A 24107-nucleotide genomic window follows, 5' to 3' on the forward strand; every position below is an offset into this window, starting at 1 on the left:
GCCTCCGTCCGCGCTCAGACCTTGTCGACTTCGAGGCGCTGGGCCAGCAGGTCGGCCGCCGAGCTCTCGATAGGGCGCGTCCGCGCGGTCTTGGTGGAGACGTACTTGGCGAGCGACACGAGCTTCGCCCGGTTGGGCCAGTAGTCCTGCCCAAGCTCTGTTTTGAGGAACGCCAGTCCTTCCCGCGGGTCGTCCTTTTGCATCGTCTTATGGGTGGCGAAAAGCACGCGTCGCAGTAGGGAAGAGCCGAAGCCCTTGCCGCCGAGCATCCTACCCTTCAGGACACCAGCACCCGCGAGCGAGGCTGAGTTCGCCTTCGTTGAGTCCATCAGATCAGCATAGTCGGCGACGGAGAAAGTCCGGGCGAAATCCTGAAAATCCGCGAACCTTGTTATTCCGTTGCTTTCCATGTCGAGCATACGGACGTAGAATCGGGAGGGCGCGTCGAGATCTCTCCACATGGCCGGAGAGAAGCCATCGGGGACGAGCTTGTTGTTGGCTACGGAGGCCGCATACTCGATAAGCTCGCGGATCACCGTTTTCTCGCCCTTCGCAAGCTTGCGATAGACGTCGGCGCCGACCTCCTTCCTGTCGATGGTGGCGTAATTTGTTATGACGCGAAGCGCTGCCGCATATGCAGCTAGTTGAAGATCGCCATCCGTGTACAGGCTTTCTGATGTCCAGTCCTCGTCTAGGCTATGCAAGGCAGAAAGCTGATGGTCGACGGCTTCTTCGATCTCTCCTTCAATGTCCATCCGCTTGATATTCGTTGTCTCGACTCTTTTGCGTAGGACTAGAAGGATTGTTCCCTTCACGTAGTTGCCTTTTTTTGTTGCGCTCTCAGTTTCAGTGACTACGTTCCATGCCGCAGTAACCCGCAAGCCGGCAGCCCACATAATCGCGGCCAAGTCAGCCCAGACACCAGCGTCCTGGTGGGTGAACATAACGACCTGACTGCCATTCACCGACATGTGGTCCGCCATGGACCGATAAGCACCGACCATGTCAGCTCGAAATTTTTCATCCACTCCTTTGATGGCTTGCTGCCGCCGAGAGTCCCAGACAAAGCCGGGGAAGAAATCTTGACCCAGTTTACGGGCCCAAGCTATAAAATATTCTGTAATCTCATGGTAAGCTACAGCATCCGCATAGGGGGGATCAGTAACGTATATGTCGTTTGTCTTTGTGATATCCTTCGCTGGGAAGCTTGAAACGCTTCCCTCGCCAGGCAAGCTGGCGCTTGGGTACGCCTTGCCGAGCGCAGGAAGGAGACCTGTCGAGGCACGGGCGCCGAAATTGTAAAACGTGTTCAAAGCTTGATTGTAGAATACATGATTGACTACATCTGCCGGCTTCTTTGGAGTCGGATTGCGGACCATCCACTGCGTCATCTTGGACATGTAATTTAAGGTGCGGCAAAAGCTGATAAGGAGTGCGCCCCTTGCAAGCGGATGTTCTACATTCCGGATGTGCTTTAGTGTGATGGCTCCGAATAAGAGGTGCCGCGGCAGGAATAATTGGTGCCAATGCGTCCACCCTCTGGTGCGGATTGGCTCGTCAGTCTTGTCGCCGGTCAATATTTCCTGATCGGGAACTAACCCCGCGGCCTGCCACGTCGCGAGTTCGCGCTGGACCAGCGAAAGAACCATTGCTTCGTTGTTAAGATCGTGAGCGGTGGGTGCGGCAAAGAAGGTCGAACGGCTATCGCTCTCATTCCCTTCTTCCTCCGCATTGCCATCGATAGCTTCAAAAGCCTCGATTGCGTCAGATTTCAGCCATTGGATGCAATATAGCCTCTCACGAAAGACATCGTCTTCCTTTGCAGTGACATCACTCTTGCTCCACCGCCGGATTCGGTTTGAGATTCCACCAGCTTCACCTTTGTAATCTCCGCGAATGACCGACATGGCGACGCCTTCGCGGCCGGGGTTTTGCGGATGAACCACTCTGTCGCCTACTAACGTGCCGGTCTCCGCTGCCAGAATTTCTTCATCGGTTGCATTCGTGATAATACGAATGTCGTAGTCTTTACTGCTCGGTCTAGCAAAAATCTGAGCTACAACACGGTGGTTGCGTGATATCACCCAAGATGGCGCGACCGGAACAAGGTAACCCGTCTTCGGGCAGCGGACCTCGGCGCAGTAGAGATACGCCTTCGATCTACGGCCTTCGCGGTCACGCTCAAATCCAAGTTTGTCAATTTCGCCCTGGACGGCCTGGACAACCTTCTTCTGAGTTTTGCGAACTATTGCCTGCTCTTCGGCCGCTCCCCCGATTATATGCAGCCCACCCCAAGTGAGCATACAAGCTATCGGGCTGAGATCCGATGCAGCCGTTTCGCATCCTATTCTAGCGGCCTCAAACGGGATCGAACCTCCGCCGGCGAAGGTGTCCGCAACCCGAGGGCGGTGCCCATAGCGCATAATCCCAAGTTGCTCAACGAGTTCGGGAATACTGCTGGCGCCCGTCTTAAGGTGTAGATTTATTTCGTCCCAAGCATCCGCCTGTAGATCGACGGGGCACTCATCGGGCCTGTAACAGAACGCAAGGCGCTTTGCATAAGGTAGGCTTACTAGCCACGCCCCGAGCTTTTCAGCTCGCTCATCTTTCGACAGCCCTGCTCTCCACCGGGGCTTGGACTCTGCTTCGACCAAATCGCGATAGCCTGGCCAGTCGGTGTCGATTTGTTCGGGTCGAATTGTCTTGATCCGCTTCACGAAGCTGCGATCATCCATCCCCAGCAACGTCAGGAAGATCTGCAAATCTTTAAGCGGCTCCTCGGTTGCTGGTAGGAGCAAGCCGAGAAGCGTAGCCCTGACAAGCAGAAGCGGCTTGCGCCCCTTCCAGTACGACCCGAGGGACGTCAGTATCTGACCGTGAATAGCCTTTCTTTCCTTGTAGACTTCCGCCGAAACGCGTCCGACGGGGAATTGCGCTTCAATAAAGCAAGGCGCATCACTAAGGGAATATGGGACGACCGTCGTGGTCATGGACGAATGTACGTTCATGCGAATGCCTCCAGCCGGTCCGAGATAGCCCTGAGCGCGGCGAACTCGATGCGCTTCTGCGCTACGTCAGGCTGCTGGGCGACGCCGGTGTTCTTCCGCGGGGGCAGGTGACCGCGCCCCGTCATGACGCCAAGCGAGAACACGTCGCGCTTTGTGCCGAAGCACAGCGCGCGGCGGAGCGCGTCGCGCCAGCCCATGCCGCTCTGGTGCGAGTACCCCGTCGATGCCGCGGTCATGGTGTAGAGCCACCAGCGCTCCTCGGGCTTCAACCCGAGCCAGTTCCGGATGGCGACGTCGCACTGCTCGACGGACACGTCGTCCTGCTCGACGGCCCAGACGAGGACCAGGAGCTCCTTGCCCAGCAAGCGCTGGACGCCGTTGTTACCCTGAGCCCACGAGCCCGCGCGCTTGCGCTCCGCCTTAAGGCGCCGGTTGAACTCGGAGCGGACCTCGCCCGAGACCGCGTCCCATTTGGCCTTGGGGAGCTGGGCCCGGAGGATGACCTCGGGGGAGAGCACCGCCTCGGTCGCGACCGGCGGCCGGCCGAACACCTCGAAGACGTCGACCGTCTCCTTCGTGGCCCGGGGCACCTGCACGAGGTAGCAGTGCTCGATGTAGTAGTCGGGGCAATCGAAATCCGGCATGACGCTACCCCTCAGACGCCTTCATCCTGCGCCCACTTCATGGTCTCGAAATCGAGCCCCACGGCGTCGGCGAACAACTTGTAGTCCTTGCCCGTGGCGAACCGGGTCTCGTTGAAGCTCGCGTTGGCCCGGGTCGCGGTGAATCCACCAGACTGGGCCACCGACGAGATGACCGCCGAGACCGCATCTGCCGACATCGAGACGCCCTCGCCGAAGGTGATGTCGGCGAACACGTCGCCTTCCTCGGCCCCAATCTCGATCTGACCGCCGCGCACGACCGCGCCAGTGGCAGCCTGCAGGGCCGTCATCGCGTCGGTGAGGCGGGTGATGGAGTCGAAACGAAGCTGATGGCGCAGCAGGAGCGGGCGATCCTCGCGGATCTCCCTAGGTCGCGGTGGCGCGTCCCTGCCGCCGCCCAACCCGACACGAACCTCCTCCCCGGAGCGACCGTCAACCACCGGCACGAGCCTGACCTCCTTCGCGGTCGCCGGCACCGAAAGTGGGGCGGTGACCACATGGCCATGCATCGGGTCGGAGCCGTCGAACGACGCGCGAACCTCGGCGGACCGGGGCACGACCGTCCAGTCGATGGTGGTCCCGGAGGAGGTTGACGCGGCGTGCGCGGCGAGCTTGACCGGTGCGAGCCACTCAACGGCAGGCCCCGTCTTCGCCTCGCCCCGGCTGTCCACGGGCAGGAACCAAACCTTGGTCGCGCTGGTCTCGTAGCTCCGCCCGGAGACTTTCCCGGAAACCGTTGGGTCAGGCTGCCCGGTCGCGGAGGCGTAGACCGTGTCCGCCTCCTCGGGGGTCACGATGAGCTTGTAAACGCCCTTCTCCAGGGCAGCGTCCAAGGACCCTTCCAAGCGGACCGTGACGGCGGTGAGCCGGTCGTACTTCTTCTCGATGAGGCCGTTGCGCTCGCGCCAGTGCTTCGTGCGCACGCTCTCGGTGATAAGGTGATCGAGGCCGCCTGAGGCGAGCCAGTACCAGCCCTTCTTGGCAGCCGCCTTGCGCCTGAGCTCCACGCGCTGCACGGCGTCGGCGTCGAAAAGCTCGTGCTCCGCCTCCTCGCGCAGCGTGGAGATCTCGGTCTCGATTTTGCCGGCCGGGTAGAACTTCCCGCGGGCTTCGAGCGTCTTGAGGATCTGCTCCTCGCCCCGGTAGTCGTTGTTGTCGAACTCCATGCGGAATTGGCCGTAGTCGCGCAGGCCCTTGTCCGTGGGGAACACGAGGGTGGTGAACGTCTCGCGGACGGCGGAGGTGAAGCTATTGGCGGCGCGCGCCTTGATGCCCTCGACCTCGCGCATCTGGCTCGACTCCTTGCCGTGCCTGGACGCGATGGCTTTCTCCACGATGGAGATGGCGCGCATCTGGCGGGCGATGGTGCGCAATGAGCCCAGCGAGTTCAGGTCGGCCGTTAGGATCAGGACACGGTTCTGCCGGTCGAGCTTCTCCCACCACTCCACGAGCGGCGGGGGTAGGCTCTGCGCCGGTCGCTCCACGATGACGAGGGTGACGTCCTCGTCGCCGACCTTGATCTCGTCGAGCGAAGGCAGGATGGCCAGGTTCCTGTTGTATAGCGCCTTCGTCTTCGGCTCGAACACGTCCCCGAGCTTGTTGCGCAGCTCCTGGTCTACAACCTCCTCCGCCAGACTGGTGGCGGTGTTGTTGATCTCGGAGACCACGTTGGCCGTCTGGCCGAAGTAGATCCGCTCGTCTGGTCCCTTGAACAGGTACTCGGCGTTGCCCGACAGCTTGTCCAAGGCGGACGAGATGGCCGGTGTCCGGGTGAGCGGGTCGATCAGGCACTCGATGACCTCTGATCGCCTCAGCCCGAGGATGGGCTGCTCGGCCGTCGACAGCGAGGACATTAGGATCAGCTTGGCGATAGACGACGCGGTGGACGAGCCCTCTCCGGCGTCGACCTGCTCGGCCAGGGCGTTGCCCCGGTCGGCGATGTCTTTAGAGATGGCATTCGTGTAGTGATTATTAATCTTGCGGATTTCCTCAACCGTCCCGGGATGGTTCAGGTCGAGGTGCTGCAACCCGATGAGGAAGATCGAGTCGGTGGAAGTCCAGGCATTCCGGACGGCGAGTCTCAGGATGCGGATGAGGGCCCGGGTCTGCTGGTAGCCAGGGTTCTCCTTGAACCGGGCAACGATGTCCCGGATGGATGGGTGGAAGGGGTACGTCTCGCGTATCCGGGCGATGAAGCTCTCCGGTATGGACGGGACGTCGTCGACCTTCTTGGCGCGGTTGAGCTCGTCGACGTAGACCTGCGCGATCTCGTCGATGACGTCGCCATCAGGCAGCTTGTCGAAGAGCTTCTTCCTGATGATCTGGAAGACTTCGCCGGAGTTCTGCTGCACCGGCGTGATGGCTTGGGCGTACTTGCCGTACTGCTTGTTCAGCGTGTTGATTAGGGTCTTCAGCTTGCCTGAGCCCTCGGCGAAGACGTCGTCGATGAGGTTCGTGACGACCACGCAGGCCCGTGGAAGCTGCGACAGGGCATTGAAGAGACGCTCCAAGGCGCCGATGGTAATGTCGGCGAGCGTCGAGTTGCCGACGGCCTGCCCCTCGGCCATCTGCAGGTAGCTCGGGAGCTCGTCCAGCAGGATCAGCACGGGGCCGTCGCCGAGCGTAGCCACCCAATCGTCGACGCCCGGCGTTTTGGCGCCATCCTTCCAGAAACGCGCCATCGCCCCTGGACGGCCCAAACGGTCGGCGATCTCGCCCCAGAGGAAGTTCGAGGGGTTCTGGTGGCCGTTGAAGATGACGACCTTCGCCGAGCCGAAGGTCGCGGTTGGCGCGATGTTCGGGATGATGCGATGGCGAAGGCCGTCATCCTGGGCGAGCAGGGCGAAGGCAATGAGGGAGTGCGTTTTGCCGCCGCCCATCGACTGAGAGAGGTAGAACGCACCGTCTCCGGTCCTGCCGGAGAGACGGTCGAAGCCGTTCCGGACGAGCGCGCTCAGACCCTCGGTGAAATGGTTGCGCCGGAAGAAGGCATCTGGATCTATCTTGCCCTTGTGCAGGTCATCCAGATTGGCGATCTGATCGACCAGGCCGTCCTTCGAGACGATGTCGCTGACTTCGCAAAGCTGCCTTACGCTCTGAATGGCCACTACTTCTTTCCTCCCAGAGCCGCAGCTTCACGTCGTGCATACAGCAGATGCGTCACAGCTTCCTCGACCAAAGCGTAGACAGGCCGGCTCTCGTCGAGAGCAGCCTTCTTGAGGCTGACAATCAGGTTCGGCGGCAGGTGCACGTACAGGGGCCTTCGGCAGTCTGGACGGGGCACCTGCCTGCTTTCGTCGGGTATGAGGACCATGTCGGCAATCCGGCTATCCAGATTGTTGGTCCCATTGGCGAACCGATTTGACAATCCAGCTTAGCTTTTTTGGAGCCGCTCCAAACGTCGTTCATCGAGAGTGTGGGGCTGCCACCACATAGGGCGTACTGCCGAGGTGACCCTGCTGCCCGGCCGCCGTGCCGGGGCGCTGACTTGCCACTTATCCCGGAAAACTTACAATTATTTCAGATATTTGATGGGGCTGTCATGCCGGAGGCCGCGGCAGTCATTGCGTCCACCGAAGCAGACCGCGAGCCGAATGCCCGCCTCTCTCTGGAGATCCGCAGGTTCCGAACCGACGGCGCTCTCAAGGCGGGTGTTCTGACGCTGTGTGGCTTCTCTGGCGAGACGTTCGGCTCACTGACCGCGTCGGCGATGCAAGCGCTTGAGGCCGCCTTGACCCGCCTCGCCGAGGCCGAAGAGGTCATGCTGGGCTCGAGGGAAACCGAGCTGTCGCGAGAGGCCGTCGCGTAGGTCCTAGGGGGCTCGAGGCCCGTGATTTACCACCGCATGGACGCCGCCCGATTGCCTTACCGCAAGGTCGGCTCTCACAGGCGCGCCCTTTACAAGGACGTCTTGGCGCTACGGCAGTTCGAGGAGGAGCGTCGCGTCGCCTCCGTGCCTTGAGCGAGGAAACGGAAGCTCGCACCGTCGATCTGCTGGGGCAAATGCTGGGGTAAATTCGAGCGACAATTAAAAAAACTCTTATAATCAAGTGTTTAATTGATTAGTTGTTCGGACCCCCTCTCCGCCACTCTCTCGTGAGGCACACCATAGATTGTCGTTTTTGGGTGCGTTCTTGACCTCGATCTCAGCATAATTTGTCACAGCCACACAAGCGCCGTTGATAAATAAGGGCTTTTTGCCCCGGCGTTTCGATTAAGTCGAGATCGACCCTGAACTCGACGCGTTCCTCGAACAACCAAGCCGCATCAGTGCTGGGGCATGAAGTTCGAGGACGCCCCTTGCATCCGTCGCATGCTTCCGCGCCGAGAAAGTCCGCGCCAACAGATGGCGCACACGTGAGGCAGTAGCCTGTTGCGGAGCGACTCAACCTAACGTAGCAGTTGCGGCTAGAGGGCGGATCGAGCCAGCGAAGCAAGAAAATGGCAGTCGGAGGCGGGGCTCTCACGCCGCTACGCAAGCGGCGTCTGGACGGGCGACCCTACGAGCGTGATCCGGAGGTGGAATCCCGGATCGGTTCACTCACCAAACTCGGTGATCCCGATCTCATTTGGACCTGCAACCTGCCCAGCAGTAATCCCAACTATGTTCGCTCGGAGTGCGTTCTTTATTTCCTACGGCGCGCATATGGCGCGAGAGCGCTGGCACTCAGTGAGCAGCTCCATAAAATCCTGGTCAGGCGGCTGCTGAAGCAAATGCCGCGAGCAGAGGCGGCGGACGGTAAAACCGCTTTAGCCCACAGCCTACGCGTCAGAGATTACGTCCTGGATCGCTTCACAGATCTGCTGGCAGCCGACGGGCAGGCCTACGAGGAACGCCTTGATTTTTACGAGGTACGCTTCGCGTCTGCCATCGCGCGGCTCCGTGATAGCGCGGAACGCGCCGTGACGCGTGAGGAGCGCAAGGCCAAGCCCCTGTTCCATGAGGAAACAGGAGACGTTCTCGCGAATGTGGAGGAGGCCGCTGAAGCGTCCGATCCGTTCACGATCGCGACGAAATACGCGACGGATTACCGGTCTGAACTCGACGCAGCGATCAACAGATTGCCACCGGAACAAAGAGAGATCGTTGAGATGCTCGTGCACAGGGGAATGCCGATCGAATCGAAAGATCCGAATGTCGAATCCATCGTGCGAGCGACCGGGCTCGCAGAGAAGACGGTTCGAAATCGGCGCGACAGAGCGCTCGAATCGCTGCGCCGGTTACTGACGCAGGAGGACGCGTCGTGAGCCGACCAGCTGAGACGCCCGATCTCGACGACATACTGGATGCTTTTGCCCTGGAGGCGGAGAGCGACGTGACCGCACTAGCTCGGTACGTCCAACGCCACCCGGAGCATGCGGCGGCGCTGATTTCCCTATATCGCGAGCTTGTCCGACCGATCGATGATGACAACAATCCGCCAAGCCCGGACGAGGTCGCCTTGACCGATGCCTCGTGGGCCAGACTACGCGATGCCGTCTCTGAACCGGTCGTTGACCCTTTCGCTGACCGTTCCCCGACGCAACTGAGGGAGGTCGCACGAATTCTTTCTGTGCCGCGGCAAGTCGTGACCGCCTTCCGCGAGCGCAGGGTGATTCTCAAGACCGTACCGCGACGATTCATCGAGCGATTGGCCACAGCGCTCGGGGCTGGGACTGAAGCACTCCTTGCGACTCTTGCTACGCCGCCCGGCGTCGCATTTGGACGTAGCTACAAGGCCGACACTCAGCCCACGGTCACAGAGCAGGTGTCGTTCGAACAGATCCTCATCGACGCCGACATCGAGCCGGCGCGAATCTCGGACCTCCTCGCCGGCCGCGACTGAACGTGGACGCGGTCGAACTCGCACGACGATCTGCCGCCGCCCTGCACGCGAGCGCCGTCGCCGCAGGCCACGACCCATGCCACCCCTATGCGTTCGCGGTCGCGATTGCCGACCTGCGCGGCTTGGACGTCGAACCAACCAAGCCCGGTGCAGCCATCCTCGATGGCGGGCGGGCTACGCTTATCCCGAAGGACGACCTGATCGTCCACGAGAAGCGCGGGACAGACTTTGAGCGTGCCTTTCTCGTCGCGCACGAGATCGGCCATGCCGAACTCGGCGACAGGCGAGATCCAACGGACGGGACCGTAGTCGACCCAGCCCGCTCATCAGAGCCTGCGCCGATCGGGCCGGACAGGGTTGATTACAGCCGCAGGCAGCGGCGCGAAGTCCAGATGGACCTGTTCGCCCGCGAATTACTCCTGCCGCGGCCGGTGCTGCGCGACATGCATGTCGCGCAAGGTCTGACAGCCACGCAGATCGCGGCGCACTTCGGCGCGCCGTTCGAGGTCGTCGCACCGCAGCTCTTGGACGCTCTGCTCCTGCCTAAGGTCGAACCGGAAACAACGCCAGCGCGCACGCGTCCGGTTCGTCCCAAAAAGCCTAATAAGGCGCAGATCGACGCGGCTGCCCACCGCGGCGGACCCTACCTGCTGGAGGCCGGCCCCGGCACCGGCAAGACGCAGACGCTGACCAACCGTGTCGCGGGACTTCTAGAGGACGACATCGACCCTCGCTCGATCCTGGTCCTGACGTACTCGAACAAGGCGGCGGGCGAGATGGCCGAGCGGATCGCGGGCGTCGATGCCAGCGCTGCGGCCGCGATGACAATCGGGACCTTCCATGCGTTCGGACTTGACCTGCTACGGCGGGTCGACCCAGCAAACCGGGATCGGCCCCCCGAGATGATCGACCGCGCCGAGGCGGTCGAACTCCTTGAGAACCGCTTCGCCGCCCTCAACCTCACGCACTATCGCAATCTGTACGATCCGACCGCGATCATCTCCGACATCCTCGCGGCGATCTCACGCGCGCAAGACGAGGTCGTGGATGCAACAACCTATGCTGCGCTTGCCCGGGCAATGAGCGACGCGGCCAACGGAGACGACGCGAAAGCGAAGGAGGCTGCCCGGGCGGCCGAAGTGGCCCGCGTCTACGCCTTGTACGAGGACCTCAAGCATGAACGCGGCCGCCTCGACTTTGGCGATCTAGTAGCCGAACCAGTGTGCCTACTCGAGGCGGACGCAGGCCTCCGCGCCGCATTGCGCGCGCGCTACCGTCACGTGCTCATCGACGAATACCAAGATGTGAACCGCGCGAGTGTCCGGCTGCTGACGGCTCTGTGCGGGGACGGACAAGGCTTGTGGGCCGTCGGTGACGTGCGCCAGTCGATCTATCGGTTCCGGGGTGCCTCGTCGTTCAACATGGCTCGCTTCGGCTCCGAGGATTTTCCAGGCGGGAAGCATGGCAGGTTGACCACGAACTACCGCTCTTTCGGGGAAGTCGTCAGAGGGTTTTCCAGCTTCGGCGCAGGCATGGCTGTCGCGGGCGAGAGCACGCTGCATCCCGACCGGGGTGACGGGGGAACGAACCTCCAGTTACGCACGGTCGATCACAAAGAGCAGCAAGCCCCGGCCGTGGCTGAGGCGATCGCCGAGATGTGCCGCGCGGGATACCGCTACGCCGATCAAGCCGTGCTCTGCACCGGAAACGAGGCACTCGCCGATCTGGGACGGAATCTGGAGCTGCTCGGCGTTCCGGTCCTCTACCTCGGCAGCCTGTTCGAGCGTCCCGAAGTTAGGGATCTGCTGGCGTTTCTGTCACTTCTCTGTGACCCTCGCGCGATGGGTCTAGTTCGCGCGGCATGCGGACCCGATCACCGGCTGACGATGGCGGATCTCGTCGTCGTCCTCGATCACCTTCGCGATGTTGAGCTTCTTCCTGGAGCTTGGTCGAGCGCAGCCTTCAGTCCGGCAGGGCTGACGGCTCCGGCTCGTGATGCCCTATGTACGCTGGCGGCCATCGCCGAAGGGTTTGATGGATCGTCTGATCCGTGGGTCGTGCTGGCCACAGTGCTGCTTGATCGCACGCGGCGGGCGGCTGAGTTCACTGCCGCCACCGATGTTGCGCAACGAAGCGCCGGGATCGCGATATGGCAGCTCATGAATTTCCTGCGCGCGCAGCCAAGCGCCCCGGGGCCTCATCGGATCGCGCTCGTGCTCGACCGCATAAGGCGGCTCGTGCGCCTGCGCGACGATCGAGACCTGCGCCAATTGCCCGCCGCGGCGCAGCAGCTCGACGGGGTTCGCCTGATGACGATCCACGCCGCCAAGGGGCTGGAATTCGACATCGTCCACCTGCCGGGTATGAACGGCGATACTCTGCCTCGCGCAGCCGGTACGCCAGCCTGTCCACCGCCAGACGGGATGATCGCGGGTGCGCGTGAGAGCGGGATTGCGGCTCACCAAGCAGCACACGCCGAGGAGCAGGAGTGCCTGTTCTACGTCGCCGTGTCCCGGGCGCGCGACCGCCTCATCGCCTACGCCCCGACCAAGAAATCCAACGGCACCGCCCGCCCGCTATCGCCCTTCCTCGACAGGCTCGGCAAGGGCCTCGAGCGCCGCCACGTCGCGCCGGCACTGACCGTTCCAGCAAGCGTGCACAGCGCGCCCGTCGAGCTCGCCTTCGAGGGCGGGATGTCGTTCTCGGGCGCGCAGCTCGCCCTCTACGAGGCCTGCCCGCGCCGCTTCTTCTACACGCATGTCCTGCGGATCGGAGGCCGTCGCACCGAATCCGCGTACATGCGGATGCACGAGGCTGTCCGCACGGTCGTCGAGGCCGTGATCGAGGCACCGGAGACCGGCGAAGCCGCCGCCCTCGAGATCGCGCTGACCGCCGCGTTCGTGGCCCACGATATCGCCGGGCCCGACCACCAAGCCTATCGAGACCTCGCCGTCCCGCTCGTCACGTACTTCCTCTCCACCCGCCACGGCCATGTTCCAGAGCAGCCGGTTGACATCGCCTTCGACATCGACGGCGATACCGTCGTCGTACGCGCCGATGACTTGCTGATGCACGCTGACGGGCAACGCCGGTTCCGGCGGGTGCGCACGGGACACAAAAGCTCAAAGGAGAATGACGACATTGGCGCGGCCGCGCTCCTACTGGCGGCGCAGCAGGCGTTCCCAGGCGTCATCGTCGAGTTGATCCACCTCGCAGACGGCGTGGAACGCCCGGTCATCATGTCTCAGACCGTGCTGCGCAACCGCCGGGCCAAGCTCGCGCAGGTGCTCGGCGGTATCCGCGCCGGCAACTTTCCGGCAGTTCAGTCGCAGCGGACCTGCCCCCGATGCCCCGCCTTCTTCGTCTGCGGCCCCCTGCCGGACGGACTGCTGACACGCCGCAGGCGCTGAGTTCTCAAAAATTTCTGCGGGCCGCTTACCGGTCCGCCAGACCACCGTCGATCCAAGCTTGAGAGCCGGACACCGTCCGGCCGAGACAAGGATACGACGTCGTGCTTGATCATGAGAAATACGGTGAAGGGGGCCCGCACGGCCACGGACATCGAGCCGAACACCACGGCGCTCACCGGGTGGCCTTCGCCTTCGAGGACCTGCAGTTCAAGGATCTCTTCCTGAAGGATCCGGTCCCGCTCGGGCAGCAGATCCTCGCAGAGGCCGGACTGCACCCGGCCGAGGAATTCAGCCTCTTCGCCATCCTGCCGAGCGGCGACTTCGAGGACGTGCGCCCCCACGAGGAGTACAACCTCCGCCACCGCGGTGTGGAGCGCTTCGTCGCCTTCCGCACGGGCGTGCTGTTTCCCTTCATCGTCCGGGAGGCCCGCATCATGTGGGGCCGGACGCATATCGACGGGGCCGACCTCTACATCCTTGCGGATCCCGGACCGGATGACGGGGTCTTTCTCGATGTGCCCGGCGGCAGCGACCGACTGATCGACCCGGACACCGCGTTCGATCTGTCCGGCCCCGGGGTCGAACGTTTCATCGTCGCGCCCAAGCCGCCGGTCGAAACCGAAATCATCGTGAACGCCCGCGCCCGCACTGTGCCGGGAACCCGCGTCACGTTCGAGGAGATCGTCGCGATCGCCTTCCCCGGGCAGGCACAGCCCAACGTCGTCTTCACCATGACCTACCGCCACGCGGCTGCGACGCCTGCTGCGGGCGAACTGGCGGCGGGCGGTGCCGTGAACGTGAAGAAGGGGACGACGTTCAATGTCACGCGCACTGTTCAGAGCTAGTCCTGACCTCGCCCGCCTGCGCGAGGAGGGCTACTTCGTGCAGATCGTCGGCGGGTACCTCGTGATGCGCGAGGTCCCCTACGTCGACAACGCGTGCCGCGTCCGCCGAGGCACGCTGATCTCGACCCTCACCCTCGCCGGTGACGTGACGATCCGGCCGAACACGCACGTCATGATGTTCGACGGCGCATATCCGTGCACAGCCGAGGGGAGGCCAATCCAGGCTATCGCCCACCAGAGCGTTCGCCAGGACCTAGGCCACGGCCTCACAACGCAGCATGCCTTCTCAAGCAAGCCGGATGTCGGCTTCTACGCTGACCACTATGAGAAGATGACGACCTACGCGCGCATCCTCTCTGGGCCGGCGATGACGCTGGACGCCAGTGCGACCCCGCGCGTGTTTCGCACCCCGGAGCCGGATGAGGAGAGTGTCTTCAACTACACGGAGACAGCCTCCGATCGGGTAGGGATCGGCGCGCTGACCGGGCGACTGGAGCCGGAGATCATCGCGATCATCGGCCTCGGCGGATCGGGTGGCTACGTGCTCGACCTCATCGCCAAGACGCCGGTGCGCGAGATCCGGCTCATCGATGGAGACGAGTTCCTCCAGCACAACGCGTTCCGTGCACCGGGAGCACCGTCGATCGAGGAACTGCGCGAGGCACCTAAGAAGGTCGACTACCTGGCAGGGATCTATGGGCGGATGCGGCGCGGGATTGTTCCGCATTCGGTCCCGATCACCGCGGCCAACCTCGCACTGCTCGACGGCGTCACCTTCGCGTTCCTCTGCCTCGACGCGGGCGAGGCCAAGCGCCTCGTTGTGGAGAAACTCGAAGCGATCGGCGCGTCGTTCATCGATTGCGGCATGGGCCTCGATCTGACCGACGGTACGCTCGGCGGCATCCTGCGCGTCACGGCAAGCACGCCCAACGCACGGGATCGGATCCGTCGCCACGTCTCGTTCGCCGGCGGCGGGGCCGACGACGTGTACGCCTCCAACATCCAGGTCGCCGACCTGAACGCGCTCAACGCCATCATGGCGGTTGTCAAATGGAAGAAGCTCCGGGGCTTCTACCGCGACCTCGAGGGGGAGCTGCACAGCACTTACACGACGGACGGCAACCTCCTGCTCAACGAGGAGAAGCCCTGATGCGCCATAAGCAATTAGAGCATCGCTTCGTCGAGAACCTCCCCGAGAAGCTGGAGCCGGGGATCCTCTACGTGTCGATGGCCTACGCCACCGCCGCACACCGCTGCTGCTGCGGCTGCGGCGAGGAGGTCGTGACACCGTTCACGCCGACCGACTGGTCCATGACCTTCGACGGCGACACGATCTCTCTCAGCCCGTCAGTCGGAAACTGGCAGCAGCCCTGCAGGTCGCATTACGTGGTGAAGCGCGGGCGTGTGATCGAGGCCGGTCCCTGGTCCCCGGAGCAGGTCACGGCGGAGCAAGCCCGGGATCGGGCTGCCAGGGCGCGGTTCTACGACACGCCCGAGCAGAAGCCGCCGGTCGTACCGCCTCTGGTGCCCACGCCCGCATCTCCCGGTCTGCTAGGCCGGATCAAACGCTTCTTTGGAATGGGGAGATAGACCCATGTCGAACCCGGGTAGCGAGACGGGCGGGCAAACGCGTAAGCGCGTGGCCCTGTTTCTCGATGGGACGTGGAACACCGTCGGCGACAACACGAACGTGTGGCGGCTGAAGGCACTCTGCGCGGCGCGCAGCAACGATGGCGCGCGCCAGGTCGTCTACTATAGCAAAGGCGTCGGCACGAACTTCGGCGAGAAGGTCCGTGGCGGCATGCTGGGCTATGGCCTCGACCGGGCGATCACCGAGGCCTACGAATGGCTCGTGGAGGCTTACGAACCCGGCGACGAGATCTTCATCTTCGGGTTCAGCCGCGGGGTCTACACCGCGCGCAGCCTCGCCGGCTTCATCGCCAAATGCGGGCTTCTCCGCCCCGGAGCGGCGCTCGGCGTGGCACAGTTGTTCGAGCGCTATCGGAAAGACGACGCCGTTCCCACAATCCGCCAACTCGCCGAGATGCCCGCGCCGGTCGCGGCGAAGCTCGGCTTGGAAGAGCGGTGGATGCTAGCCGACGCGATGCCCGTGCCGATCAAGATGGTCGGTGTCTGGGACACCGTCGGCGCGCTCGGCATACCCTTCGGGAACATACCCGGCCTCAGCCGGTCCGGCTTCAAGTTTCTACATACCGGACTACGCGTGCCGCTGGAGAATGCCTACCATGCGGTCGCGGTCGATGAGCACCGCCAGGCATTCGCGCCGACGCTGTGGACGAAGAAAATTCGCGACGGCGTCCCGGCCAATGAGTTGGCCGCTCCCCGTACGATCGCGAGCGTCGAGCAGCGCTGGTTCGTCGGCGCGCATGCCAATGTCGGCGGCGGCTGCCGCAGCGATCTCCTCGCCCAGAGGCCGCTTCAATGGCTGATGCAGAAGGCCGAAGGGCACGGCCTCGCGTTCCGCGGCACCGTCGAGCCGGGCGCTGATATGCTGCGCGCGGCTATCTCAGACAGCTTTCGTGAGTTCGCCTGGGGCCTCTATGCCAAGGCGAAGCTCAACCACCCATTCTTCCGGATCATCGGTGAACCGCCGCGGCTGTTCCCAGGCGGGCACGACGAGATCGTCAACGAAACCATTGATGCGTCCGTGTTCGACCGCTGGCGCGCCGATGCAGCCTATCGGCCGCAGAATTTGGCTGACTGGGCCCGGCGCTACAGCGTCGACCCAGCGGCTCTCACTTGGCCCGTCCTGACCCACGAACCGTCGCACGAGGTGGCGGCTTAGGACAGCTGGAACATTATGAGGCCAAACAATCGGTCACACCGGTCCTGGAACTGCTGGTGGAGGTGCCTGCCACAACTGCGAAGCGACTTTGAACAGTGCCGCCCCGCGAGTCGTGATCGCGTCTTCGTCCCACGTGTCGTAGTCGAGCAACTCGCGGTTCAGGACCAAGGCTGCTTGCGCCCGTACGGCCGTCATCTTGACTGAGAACGCCCCATTCGAGATCGCTGCGTTCAACGTGTGGGTGAGCAGCGTCAGATTACCCAGCGTGTGCACCTTGCCTTCGCGCGCAGCCTGCCGCGAGAGGTAATCGGCGCTCGGGGCGGCCTCGTTCTCGTGAGCGAAGCCCGAGATCGGCCAGTGGGTCCGCCATTTCTGAGGCATGATGTGCTCAAGGGTGAGATCCGTCTTGATCTCCACGATCTCTGAGGCACTCGCGCGCTTGCGTTCTTCAAGCCGCTCGAACAGGTGACGCAGTCTGGCTTGCCGCGCCGGCTTGTACTGGGTGCGGGAGCGCCACGCATCGCCGAACTCGGCATCGTCGGGCCAGCGAACCGTGTCGAGGGTCCCCGCGGCCAGACCGTCCCGCAAGGTGCCTAGCAGAACTTGGCGATCAATTGACCGAAGGCGTGAGATGAGGTCGGTGAAGACCTTGTTATAGCCCGCCATCGTCAGACCGCAGATGTCGCGACGGACGATGAACGACTCGATGATGGCGAGTGCCGCAACCCAGTTCGACGGGGTCGTCGATCGTCGTGCCGAGGTAGAGGACCAGCGGCGTCGCCGTTGAGATGTCGAAGGCGCGCGAGAACCGGCCGAAGCGGCCGAGCACATCGTCCTTGTTGCCCCCGGACAGCCGGCGAAATACGGTCGCGCTCGCGGCGATCGCCTTCAATTCCGCCTCGACGTCGCACAGCTGCTCCACGCCCTCGGTCGTACGATCAACGGCGAAGTCTGCCCCTGCGGGATGAACGTGAATATCGAGGCGGTCACGAGCCACGTCGATCCCGACAACAGGAGCGTCCATCTGACCCCATCCTTGCGCAGCGGGCTTCGCGTTGAGCGGCCCAAGCGACTGTTCGGGTTCGATGGAACGGCGGGCGAGGACCCTGGCTCAATTGCGGGCTTGGTGGCCCCAGAGGCTAACGGTCTCTCACCCGCCACCGCGCCGAGGAGTATACCCGACGCGGGATGGATCAAGTTACAAGAGGCTACTGCATGGTCGCGGTCATGGGTAGCCGGAAGGCCAGATCTGGGTAGCTGACGGGCGCAGGTGGCCGATAGCCCAGCGACGACACAGCACGATGCAAGCCCAGCTTGTGGACAAAACCCAGCGCCGGTATCAGTTGTTCTATTTGTGTTCTACAAACTGGAGATCGCCTATGAAGCAGGCGATCTCCTAAAGCGATGCCTGCAGAGCGTCTCGACTTCGTCGAGTCAGCCGCGTCGCCGCACCATCCCAGCAGCAAAGCTGACGGTCGGCGCCTACCCACGCCCGACCGTGGGAGATCTCGTATGCCATTCCCAACCTATGCATCCGCAGGTTCGATCCCGCCCGCCCCGACGGGTGAAGCCTCCGATCGCCTCGCGCGCGCCTTTCTGCAGCAACTCGTCCACGAAGAGCGCAAGCGGCTCAAGGCAAGTCAACGCTTCAGTTCAGATGCCTACGAAGACGGACTTTCGCTCGACGACGATGCCGTGGAGCAGATCGTCGCGCAGGACGAGGCTGACCGACCCGAATCGGCTCATGTACCGATCCCGGCCGACCTGGCTGCTGTTGCCGTCATGCTCGCGCGCGCCGTAGCCGCCGAGACGGGCCTCGTACGGCGCCTTCGTCGGGAAGCGCCTGTGGTCTCCCTCGCGACGAACGTCTCGGATCTCGTCGAGCCGGCCCGGATCGTCGCCGAGAAGTGCCTGTTCCGGTCCCAGGCCAAAATCGTCGATCTCGCTGTAGGGCGAGCAGGCCGTGAACTGACTCGCCGGCATGCCGCGCTATTCGTCTGCGATGGGATCGGGACTGAGGCGAGGCCGGACAAGGGCAACGAGGCGATCCGCGCGGCTCTTCATGTTCGGATTCCGATCGTCGGTATCTCGCCCGATCCGGTGCGGCAGTTGCCGCGTGACCTGACGCGCTCATCCGAGCATCGGATCGCTCTCATGAATCTTGACCAGGCCGGTCTCACGCTCGTGATCGAGGCCGTCGCCGGCGGCATGCCATCGCGGGAGATCGATCCCGATCTGCTTCGCATGATCGACATCGCGGATCTGCCTGTCGCTTTCCGACGGACCGGCACGCCAGATGCCTGCATCGAAGCGCTCGAGAAAATCGTCGCCGCCAAGGCTGATTATCTCGGCGAGGGGCCGCCCCTGGAGGTGTTGGACGGCTATGGCGAGGCCAAGACCTGGGGACTGGCCGCCGCTGCCGATCTCCAGGCCTATAGGGCTGGACGTCTTGGGTGGGAGGAATTCGACCACCGGGGGCTATTGTTATCGGGCCCGCCTGGCGTCGGAAAGACGAGTTTTGCCAAAGCTTTGGCGAAAAGCGCCCGGGTGCCGTTGGTGGCAACGTCAGTCGCCGAATGGAACGCTTCGAGCTACCTGTCCGGAACGTTACAGGCCATCCGCATAGTCTTCGCCCAGGCTAGATCGCAAGCACCGTGCATCCTGTTCATCGACGAACTCGACGGCATCTCCGATCGTGCGCAGATCCGAGGCGAGTACGTCCAGTACTGGACGCAGATCGTGAATCTGTTCCTCGAGCTACTGGCCGGCATGGAGGAGAGGCCGGGCGTCGTCGTCGTCGCGGCAACGAACCACCCGGATCAGATCGATCCTGCGGTGAAAAGGGCCGGTCGCCTGGATCGGGAGATTGAGATCGCGAAACCTGACACGGCCGCGCTCGCTCGAATCTTCCGGCATCACATCGGAGCAGGGATCCTGGCGGATCAATCGACACTGCCGCTGGCGCTGGCCGCGCGAGGGATGACAGGCGCCGATGTCGAAGCGTTCGTCCGGCGCGCCAAGGGAGCCGCGCGTCGAAGCGGCAGAGACGTGACTGTGGGGGATCTGCTGATCGAGATCCGACAAGGGCGCCGGCCGCTCTCTCCGGAGGAGAGGTACCGTGTCGCCGTTCATGAAGCCGGTCACGCGATCGTCGGCCACGCCTTGGGCTTCGGCGCGTTCATGGAGTTGTCGTTGCACGACGACGGCGGCCAGACGCTGGTGTCGCTAGCCGGCGATGGTGCTACGACTTTTGCTGGCCTCGAGGCGGCACTGGCTTCGATCCTGGGAGGTAAAGTCGCTGAGGAGATCGAACTCGGCGCTGGCTCGGCCGGCGCAGGGCTTGGACCTGAATCGGATCTCGCGATGGCGACGCGCATCGCACGCAACATCGAGTTGGCCTATGGCTTCGGCCACCTCGGCAACATCCACCTAGAGCCGGCATCCGGTGAGATGGTCATGATCGCAGGTCTGTTGCCCGCGGTGTCCGAGCGACTCCGTCGTGCGGGTGAGCGGGCACGAGCGACTCTCAGCGAGCGCAGGCCGGCCCTGCAAGCGATCGCCCGCCTCCTCGAGAGAGAGGGCTACCTGTCCCGCGCAGAGATCGATTGCGCCTTGGCGGCGAACGACGAAGGGAATTTATGCGAGATAGTCTCTAAGGTCGAGGAGGTGCAGTGATGTTCGCGCTCCCGCCTTCCGCCTCCGACATGGGCGATCTACAGCCGCTCGCAGACGCAATACACGCCCTGTGCGAGATCTTCGACGGCGATCGCGAGATTCTCATCGAGGGTCTGACCGAGATAGTAAGAAGACGAGTAGAGTTTGAAGAAATTAGGCGTGATCTCAGTCGTGGATTTGCCCAGGACTGAGATTTTGCGGAGTGAAGCGTTGTTGGCTCGGACGATCCGCCAACAAACGTCACTGTGTTAGGCCCCGGCGCGTAAGGCAAATATGTTTCCCGCGTCGGAGCCTTTCATCCCTTCGCAAGCACGCGATCTTCCAATCTGGCCTCGTGTTGCCGGCAGAAACGGATTTCCGTTGCCGAACCCTACTTTTTCCCTGGAACTGCTCCAACCGGGGCAAGCTCGATTCTCGGAGGTGGTCGCTTCTCCACGGCGCCGAGCGAATTTTTCTGACTTCTGATCTTCTGGGTCACTTGGATGGTGGTCGTCGCGGACGAGGGGTTTGGTTCAAGTCCGGTCAGGCGTGAGGTGCGTGACCGCTTGTGCTCGACCACCACAGACCGTTCCTTCGTGCGACGTTGAAGGAGGTCGATTTCCTCGGCTTGCTGTTCGGCTTGGAGGTGCTCTGCTTTGAGACGCTCGTCCTGGGGAGTACGGCCAAAAGCCATAGGGATAAGCCTGTCCGGAGTTGCTCGTGGATCACGAGGGTCACTCCTATCGCGGCATGGCTGTAGGAGATGTTACCATTCCTTCGATAAAGCTCCCGATCAAAGGAACGACGGAAGCCTCCAGATTTCTCTGCGCGACTATGCGAGGGGCATCTCGGGCGCCGCATCGGCAAGGATCTCAAACAATCATGAATGGAGACGAGTTTAAAGCCGTCTTGCGTCGGCTTGGGCGTACCCAGATCGGACTCGCGCAGGAGATTGGTGTTTCACGTCGCACCGTGCATCTTTGGGCCGAGCGGGGACCCCCGGCCTATGCCATCTACTTGATCCGCTTGATCGAGCGATATGCCGTGCCGACCAAACACGAGAACTCGATTGAGCGGTCGCTTCCCGATCCAGCAGCCGCACTCGGCTCGATGCTCTCGGTTGCAGCATCGGGCGGCATGCGACAGGAGTTCATAAGCGCGGTGGAGCATTGGTTGGCAAATAATCGGTAAATTATTTATAGCTAACCGTTCGCGCGAAGCTTTATTCTGCCATCAAGTGACGCATCTAAACAGCGATCCCGCGTGGAATCATATTTTGTGGATGGCGAATGCTTTAAACAACGGCAGATAGCTGCCAAGATATGCTTTGTGGCCACGTAGCAGTGCTCGAATCGGAGAGCTGACGTTCCGCTTTGCGCCCATCTCGGTCATTCAGCAGAGGCGGACAACATTTCAGAAGCGGACATCAATGCCTCAATGACCTGCCATCGCTTCCTCGCGAGAGCGATGGCAGGGATTCCTTCACCGCCGAGATGACTAGACGTTGTTGTGGGCCTTTGGCGAGCGGAGCGGCTTGTCTGAGCATGAGGTAGGCGAAAGCGACGAGGTGGAGGTCTGCCAGTGTGCTCGCATAGCGCTCGTAATCTTTGACGAGCCTGCGGAAGCGGGTGGCTCAGGCAAAAGAGCGCTCGGCCACCCACCGGCGCGGCAGGAGCACGAAGCCGGGCTTGGCCTCGGGCAACTTTGTCACCTCCAGTTCGATGCCGTGCCCGCCGATGGGCGGCAAAGATTTATCTCCCAGACGTGGCGTGTCCGAATACATGGCATGCACGTCTGTCCGACCCGTGGGCGATAGGAAACGTCAACGCGCGAATGGGTTGATCGATACCACCGTGTCACCGCAAGTGAGGTCAGTTGGGGCTTCGGACGCATTTGCGGCGGCGTCGGACAGGCCTGAAACTTTTCCCCCGCCGAGCCCCGTAGGCCCCTGCGACGCCCCTGGAGGGGCGCAGTATCAGGGAGACACCATGTCCAAGACCCTTCTAAGCGTCGCTCTCGGCCTCAGCCTCGTCGCTGCGCCGGCGCTCGCCAAGAACCCGATGGTCGGCGGCGCGCCAATGTACGCCCAGAAGACCATCGTGGAGAACGCGGTCAACTCGAAGGATCACACCACGCTGGTCGCAGCCGTGAAGGCAGCCGGCTTGGTCGACACGCTGAACGGTCCGGGCCCGTTCACGGTGTTCGCGCCGACCAACGCCGCCTTCGCCAAGCTGCCGCCGGGCACGGTGGAAAACCTCGTGCAGCCGCAGAACAAGGCGACGCTGACGAAGATCCTGACCTACCACGTCGTCCCGGGCGTCTACACCGCCAAGGACCTGATGGCGCTCGCCAAGAAGCCGGAGGGACAGAACCAGCTCACCACCGTCGAGGGCGAGCCGCTCGCCGTCTCGGCCAGGGGCAAGAAAGTCTACGTCACCGACGTGAAGGGCAACACTGTTCCGGTGACCATCCCGAACGTGATGCAGTCGAACGGCGTCATCCACGTCGTTAGCGGCGTGCTGATGCCCTGATCGCGGGGGCGGGCGCCGGCGGAGGCCGGAGCCCGCCTCATTCGCGCAGGAGCTTTCCGGAATAGACGACCGGGCCTGTTGGCGCACCGGTCGGCGAGCCGCCCTTCGGCTCAACCGACACCGCGAGGGTCGCACCCTCCGCACCGGCACGGAGGGCGGCCGGCACGGGCAGGCGTGCCGCCGGGTCAGTGACGAGGCCCAGCGAGCGCGGCGCGGCATTCGCCCCCACGAACCAGAGCTCCAGGCTGCGGTCCGGCGGCGTCTCCGCCGAGAGACTGCGGACCTGCACGGTGCCGCCGTCGAGATCGACGCGCACGATCAGCGCCGGCAGGGTGCCGCCGCGGTCGACCACGGCCAGGTACTGTCGGTCGGTGGCGGAAGGCCGCGGCCCGACCGCGAGCCAGAGGGCGAGGCCGGCCGCGAGCGCGGTCGCAGCCCCCGCGGCAAGCCGCCAGATCCGCAGCCCGCGCTCCAGCCTGCGGACAGTCGCGCCACCGGCATCGACCTCAGGTGAGCGATCCGTCCCGATCCTGGCCTCGATTGCATCCCATACGTCGGGCGCAGGCTTGACCGATGGGGCCGTCGCCGTGAGCGGAGCGAGCCGCGCCTCCCAGTCGGCCACCGTCGCGCGGAGGGAGGCGTCCCCCTCCATAGCCAAGGCGAAGACGGCGCGCTCGTCGGCGGCTAAGGTCCCGAGGACGTACTCCCCAGCCGCGCCGCTGGGATCCTCCGCCCAGAAGGGCGCGGCGCCCGTGCCAGCATCGCCGCTCATGTCGCCTCCAGGCAGCCGCGCAGGCTCATGAGGCCGCGGCGCAGCCACGTCTTGACCGTGTTGACGGGGCGGTCGTGCCGTGCCGCCAACTCCTCGCGTGACCAGCCCTCGCAATAGGCGAGGACGAGGCAGTCGCGCTGGGCGGGCTCGACGGCTTCGAGGCAATGCGCGAGGGCGTCACGGCGGGCGAGGTCCGCCTCGCCGTCGCTTGTATCGGCGAGGCGTTCGAACCAGTCCTCGTCGGCCTGGGTCAGGCGGGTGGCCTGATCCTGCCGAAGGCGGTCGATGGCCTTGTGCCGGGCGATGGCGCCGAGCCATGCGGTCGCAGGCCCGGTCCTCGGATCATAGGTGCCTGCACGCTGCCATATGCGCACGAACACCTCCTGCAACGCATCCTCGGCCGCGTCCCTGTCCCTCAGGATACGGAGGATGATCCCAAGAAGTTTCGGGGCGGCGGCGTCATAGAGCGCGCGCAGGGCCAGGCGGTCGCCCGTGGCCACGGCCGCGATCAGCCGCGCGAGGTCCGCGTTTGCAGGAGTCCCCACGTTCGGCACGGTTCCTCCCTTGCCGCGGGAAAGCGAATTCCGGCGGGCT

At 63.3% G+C, this 24107-nt stretch carries 18 protein-coding genes and 2 pseudogenes; 12 read left to right on the forward strand and 8 right to left on the reverse strand.

Annotation, left to right across the window (positions count from 1 at the left end):
* Positions 1-14: 14 nt before the first annotated feature.
* The 3 genes from ACLBXO_RS01920 to ACLBXO_RS01930 are packed head-to-tail and all read right to left on the reverse strand — an operon-like array spanning position 15 to position 6777.
* The gene (locus tag ACLBXO_RS01920) at positions 15-2990 is read right to left on the reverse strand and encodes an anti-phage-associated DUF1156 domain-containing protein (protein ID WP_447684315.1); all 2976 of its coding nucleotides are present in this window, start codon (positions 2988-2990) and stop codon (positions 15-17) included.
* Between the two features lie 14 nt (positions 2991-3004).
* Positions 3005-3652, reverse strand: a complete 648-nt coding sequence (locus ACLBXO_RS01925; protein WP_447684316.1) for a DUF3780 domain-containing protein — start codon at positions 3650-3652, stop codon at positions 3005-3007.
* Between the two features lie 11 nt (positions 3653-3663).
* Entirely contained in the window at positions 3664-6777 is a 3114-nt protein-coding gene (locus ACLBXO_RS01930) for a DUF499 domain-containing protein (protein ID WP_447684317.1), read from the reverse strand.
* Between the two features lie 434 nt (positions 6778-7211).
* On the opposite strand from ACLBXO_RS01930, the gene ACLBXO_RS01935 reads away from it, so the two are divergent.
* The 8 genes from ACLBXO_RS01935 (at position 7212) to ACLBXO_RS01970 (ending at position 16556) form a co-directional block, all read left to right on the forward strand.
* Positions 7212-7478, forward strand: coding sequence for a hypothetical protein (locus ACLBXO_RS01935; protein ID WP_447684318.1), 267 nt, complete (start codon positions 7212-7214; stop codon positions 7476-7478).
* A 710-nt stretch (positions 7479-8188) separates the two neighbouring features.
* Entirely contained in the window at positions 8189-8917 is a 729-nt protein-coding gene (locus tag ACLBXO_RS01940; protein ID WP_447684319.1) for an RNA polymerase sigma factor, read from the forward strand.
* Positions 8914-9495, forward strand: a complete 582-nt coding sequence (locus tag ACLBXO_RS01945) for a hypothetical protein (protein ID WP_447684320.1) — start codon at positions 8914-8916, stop codon at positions 9493-9495. The genes ACLBXO_RS01940 and ACLBXO_RS01945 overlap by 4 nt, the downstream gene beginning before the upstream one ends.
* A gap of 2 nt (positions 9496-9497) precedes the next feature.
* On the forward strand, positions 9498-12905 hold the full coding sequence (locus ACLBXO_RS01950; RefSeq protein WP_447684321.1) for a UvrD-helicase domain-containing protein: 3408 nt from the start codon (positions 9498-9500) through the stop codon (positions 12903-12905).
* Positions 12906-13006: 101 nt separating this feature from the next.
* Positions 13007-13750 (forward strand): multiubiquitin domain-containing protein, encoded by a 744-nt coding sequence (locus ACLBXO_RS01955; RefSeq protein ID WP_447684322.1) that lies wholly within the window; start codon positions 13007-13009, stop codon positions 13748-13750.
* Positions 13725-14900: a ThiF family adenylyltransferase gene (locus tag ACLBXO_RS01960; protein ID WP_447684323.1), complete on the forward strand. Its 1176-nt coding sequence runs from the start codon at positions 13725-13727 to the stop codon at positions 14898-14900. Before ACLBXO_RS01955 ends, ACLBXO_RS01960 begins: the two co-directional genes overlap by 26 nt.
* Positions 14900-15340 (forward strand): DUF6527 family protein, encoded by a 441-nt coding sequence (locus ACLBXO_RS01965; RefSeq protein ID WP_447684324.1) that lies wholly within the window; start codon positions 14900-14902, stop codon positions 15338-15340. Before ACLBXO_RS01960 ends, ACLBXO_RS01965 begins: the two co-directional genes overlap by 1 nt.
* Before the next feature lie 4 nt (positions 15341-15344).
* On the forward strand, positions 15345-16556 hold the full coding sequence (locus ACLBXO_RS01970; RefSeq protein WP_447684325.1) for a DUF2235 domain-containing protein: 1212 nt from the start codon (positions 15345-15347) through the stop codon (positions 16554-16556).
* A 33-nt stretch (positions 16557-16589) separates the two neighbouring features.
* On the opposite strand, the gene ACLBXO_RS01975 is transcribed toward ACLBXO_RS01970, so the two are convergent.
* A complete protein-coding gene (locus ACLBXO_RS01975; RefSeq protein WP_447684326.1) occupies positions 16590-17222 on the reverse strand; it encodes an HNH endonuclease family protein in 633 nt (210 codons plus the stop codon).
* A gap of 220 nt (positions 17223-17442) precedes the next feature.
* Positions 17443-17580 (reverse strand): annotated as a pseudogene (locus tag ACLBXO_RS01980) (IS110-like element ISMex17 family transposase); the annotation flags it as partial.
* Positions 17581-18068: 488 nt separating this feature from the next.
* Here ACLBXO_RS01980 and ACLBXO_RS01985 point away from each other — a divergent pair.
* From ACLBXO_RS01985 to ACLBXO_RS01995, 3 genes are all read left to right on the forward strand, one after another.
* Positions 18069-20231 (forward strand): AAA family ATPase, encoded by a 2163-nt coding sequence (locus ACLBXO_RS01985; protein WP_447684327.1) that lies wholly within the window; start codon positions 18069-18071, stop codon positions 20229-20231.
* A complete protein-coding gene (locus tag ACLBXO_RS01990) occupies positions 20231-20422 on the forward strand; it encodes a hypothetical protein (RefSeq protein ID WP_447684328.1) in 192 nt (63 codons plus the stop codon). The genes ACLBXO_RS01985 and ACLBXO_RS01990 overlap by 1 nt, the downstream gene beginning before the upstream one ends.
* Positions 20423-21092: 670 nt before the next feature.
* The gene (locus tag ACLBXO_RS01995) at positions 21093-21401 is read left to right on the forward strand and encodes a helix-turn-helix domain-containing protein (RefSeq protein ID WP_447684329.1); all 309 of its coding nucleotides are present in this window, start codon (positions 21093-21095) and stop codon (positions 21399-21401) included.
* Positions 21402-21723: 322 nt separating this feature from the next.
* Here ACLBXO_RS01995 and ACLBXO_RS02000 read toward each other — a convergent pair.
* A pseudogene (locus tag ACLBXO_RS02000) lies at positions 21724-21942 on the reverse strand (transposase); the annotation flags it as partial.
* Positions 21943-22198: 256 nt separating this feature from the next.
* On the opposite strand from ACLBXO_RS02000, the gene ACLBXO_RS02005 reads away from it, so the two are divergent.
* Positions 22199-22741: a fasciclin domain-containing protein gene (locus ACLBXO_RS02005; RefSeq protein ID WP_447684330.1), complete on the forward strand. Its 543-nt coding sequence runs from the start codon at positions 22199-22201 to the stop codon at positions 22739-22741.
* A 37-nt stretch (positions 22742-22778) separates the two neighbouring features.
* On the opposite strand, the gene ACLBXO_RS02010 is transcribed toward ACLBXO_RS02005, so the two are convergent.
* Together ACLBXO_RS02010 and ACLBXO_RS02015 are read right to left on the reverse strand one after the other, a co-directional pair.
* Positions 22779-23513, reverse strand: coding sequence for an anti-sigma factor (locus ACLBXO_RS02010; RefSeq protein WP_447684331.1), 735 nt, complete (start codon positions 23511-23513; stop codon positions 22779-22781).
* The gene (locus ACLBXO_RS02015; RefSeq protein WP_354456434.1) at positions 23510-24067 is read right to left on the reverse strand and encodes a sigma-70 family RNA polymerase sigma factor; all 558 of its coding nucleotides are present in this window, start codon (positions 24065-24067) and stop codon (positions 23510-23512) included. The genes ACLBXO_RS02010 and ACLBXO_RS02015 overlap by 4 nt, the downstream gene beginning before the upstream one ends.
* Positions 24068-24107 lie beyond the last annotated feature (40 nt).

Source organism: Methylobacterium sp. C33D (genome assembly GCF_053345825.1).

Bases quoted from the DNA above. Each gene is read 5' to 3' on its own strand.
- ACLBXO_RS01920 (WP_447684315.1), bottom strand. From the start codon at position 2,990: ATGACCACGACGGTCGTCCCATATTCCCTTAGTGATGCGCCTTGCTTT.
- ACLBXO_RS01925 (WP_447684316.1), bottom strand. From the start codon at position 3,652: ATGCCGGATTTCGATTGCCCCGACTACTACATCGAGCACTGCTACCTC.
- ACLBXO_RS01935 (WP_447684318.1), top strand. From the start codon at position 7,212: ATGCCGGAGGCCGCGGCAGTCATTGCGTCCACCGAAGCAGACCGCGAG.
- ACLBXO_RS01960 (WP_447684323.1), top strand. From the start codon at position 13,725: ATGTCACGCGCACTGTTCAGAGCTAGTCCTGACCTCGCCCGCCTGCGC.
- ACLBXO_RS01965 (WP_447684324.1), top strand. From the start codon at position 14,900: ATGCGCCATAAGCAATTAGAGCATCGCTTCGTCGAGAACCTCCCCGAG.
- ACLBXO_RS01970 (WP_447684325.1), top strand. From the start codon at position 15,345: ATGTCGAACCCGGGTAGCGAGACGGGCGGGCAAACGCGTAAGCGCGTG.
- ACLBXO_RS01975 (WP_447684326.1), bottom strand. From the start codon at position 17,222: ATGGCGGGCTATAACAAGGTCTTCACCGACCTCATCTCACGCCTTCGG.
- ACLBXO_RS01985 (WP_447684327.1), top strand. From the start codon at position 18,069: ATGCCATTCCCAACCTATGCATCCGCAGGTTCGATCCCGCCCGCCCCG.
- ACLBXO_RS01990 (WP_447684328.1), top strand. From the start codon at position 20,231: ATGTTCGCGCTCCCGCCTTCCGCCTCCGACATGGGCGATCTACAGCCG.
- ACLBXO_RS01995 (WP_447684329.1), top strand. From the start codon at position 21,093: ATGAATGGAGACGAGTTTAAAGCCGTCTTGCGTCGGCTTGGGCGTACC.
- ACLBXO_RS02005 (WP_447684330.1), top strand. From the start codon at position 22,199: ATGTCCAAGACCCTTCTAAGCGTCGCTCTCGGCCTCAGCCTCGTCGCT.
- ACLBXO_RS02010 (WP_447684331.1), bottom strand. From the start codon at position 23,513: ATGAGCGGCGATGCTGGCACGGGCGCCGCGCCCTTCTGGGCGGAGGAT.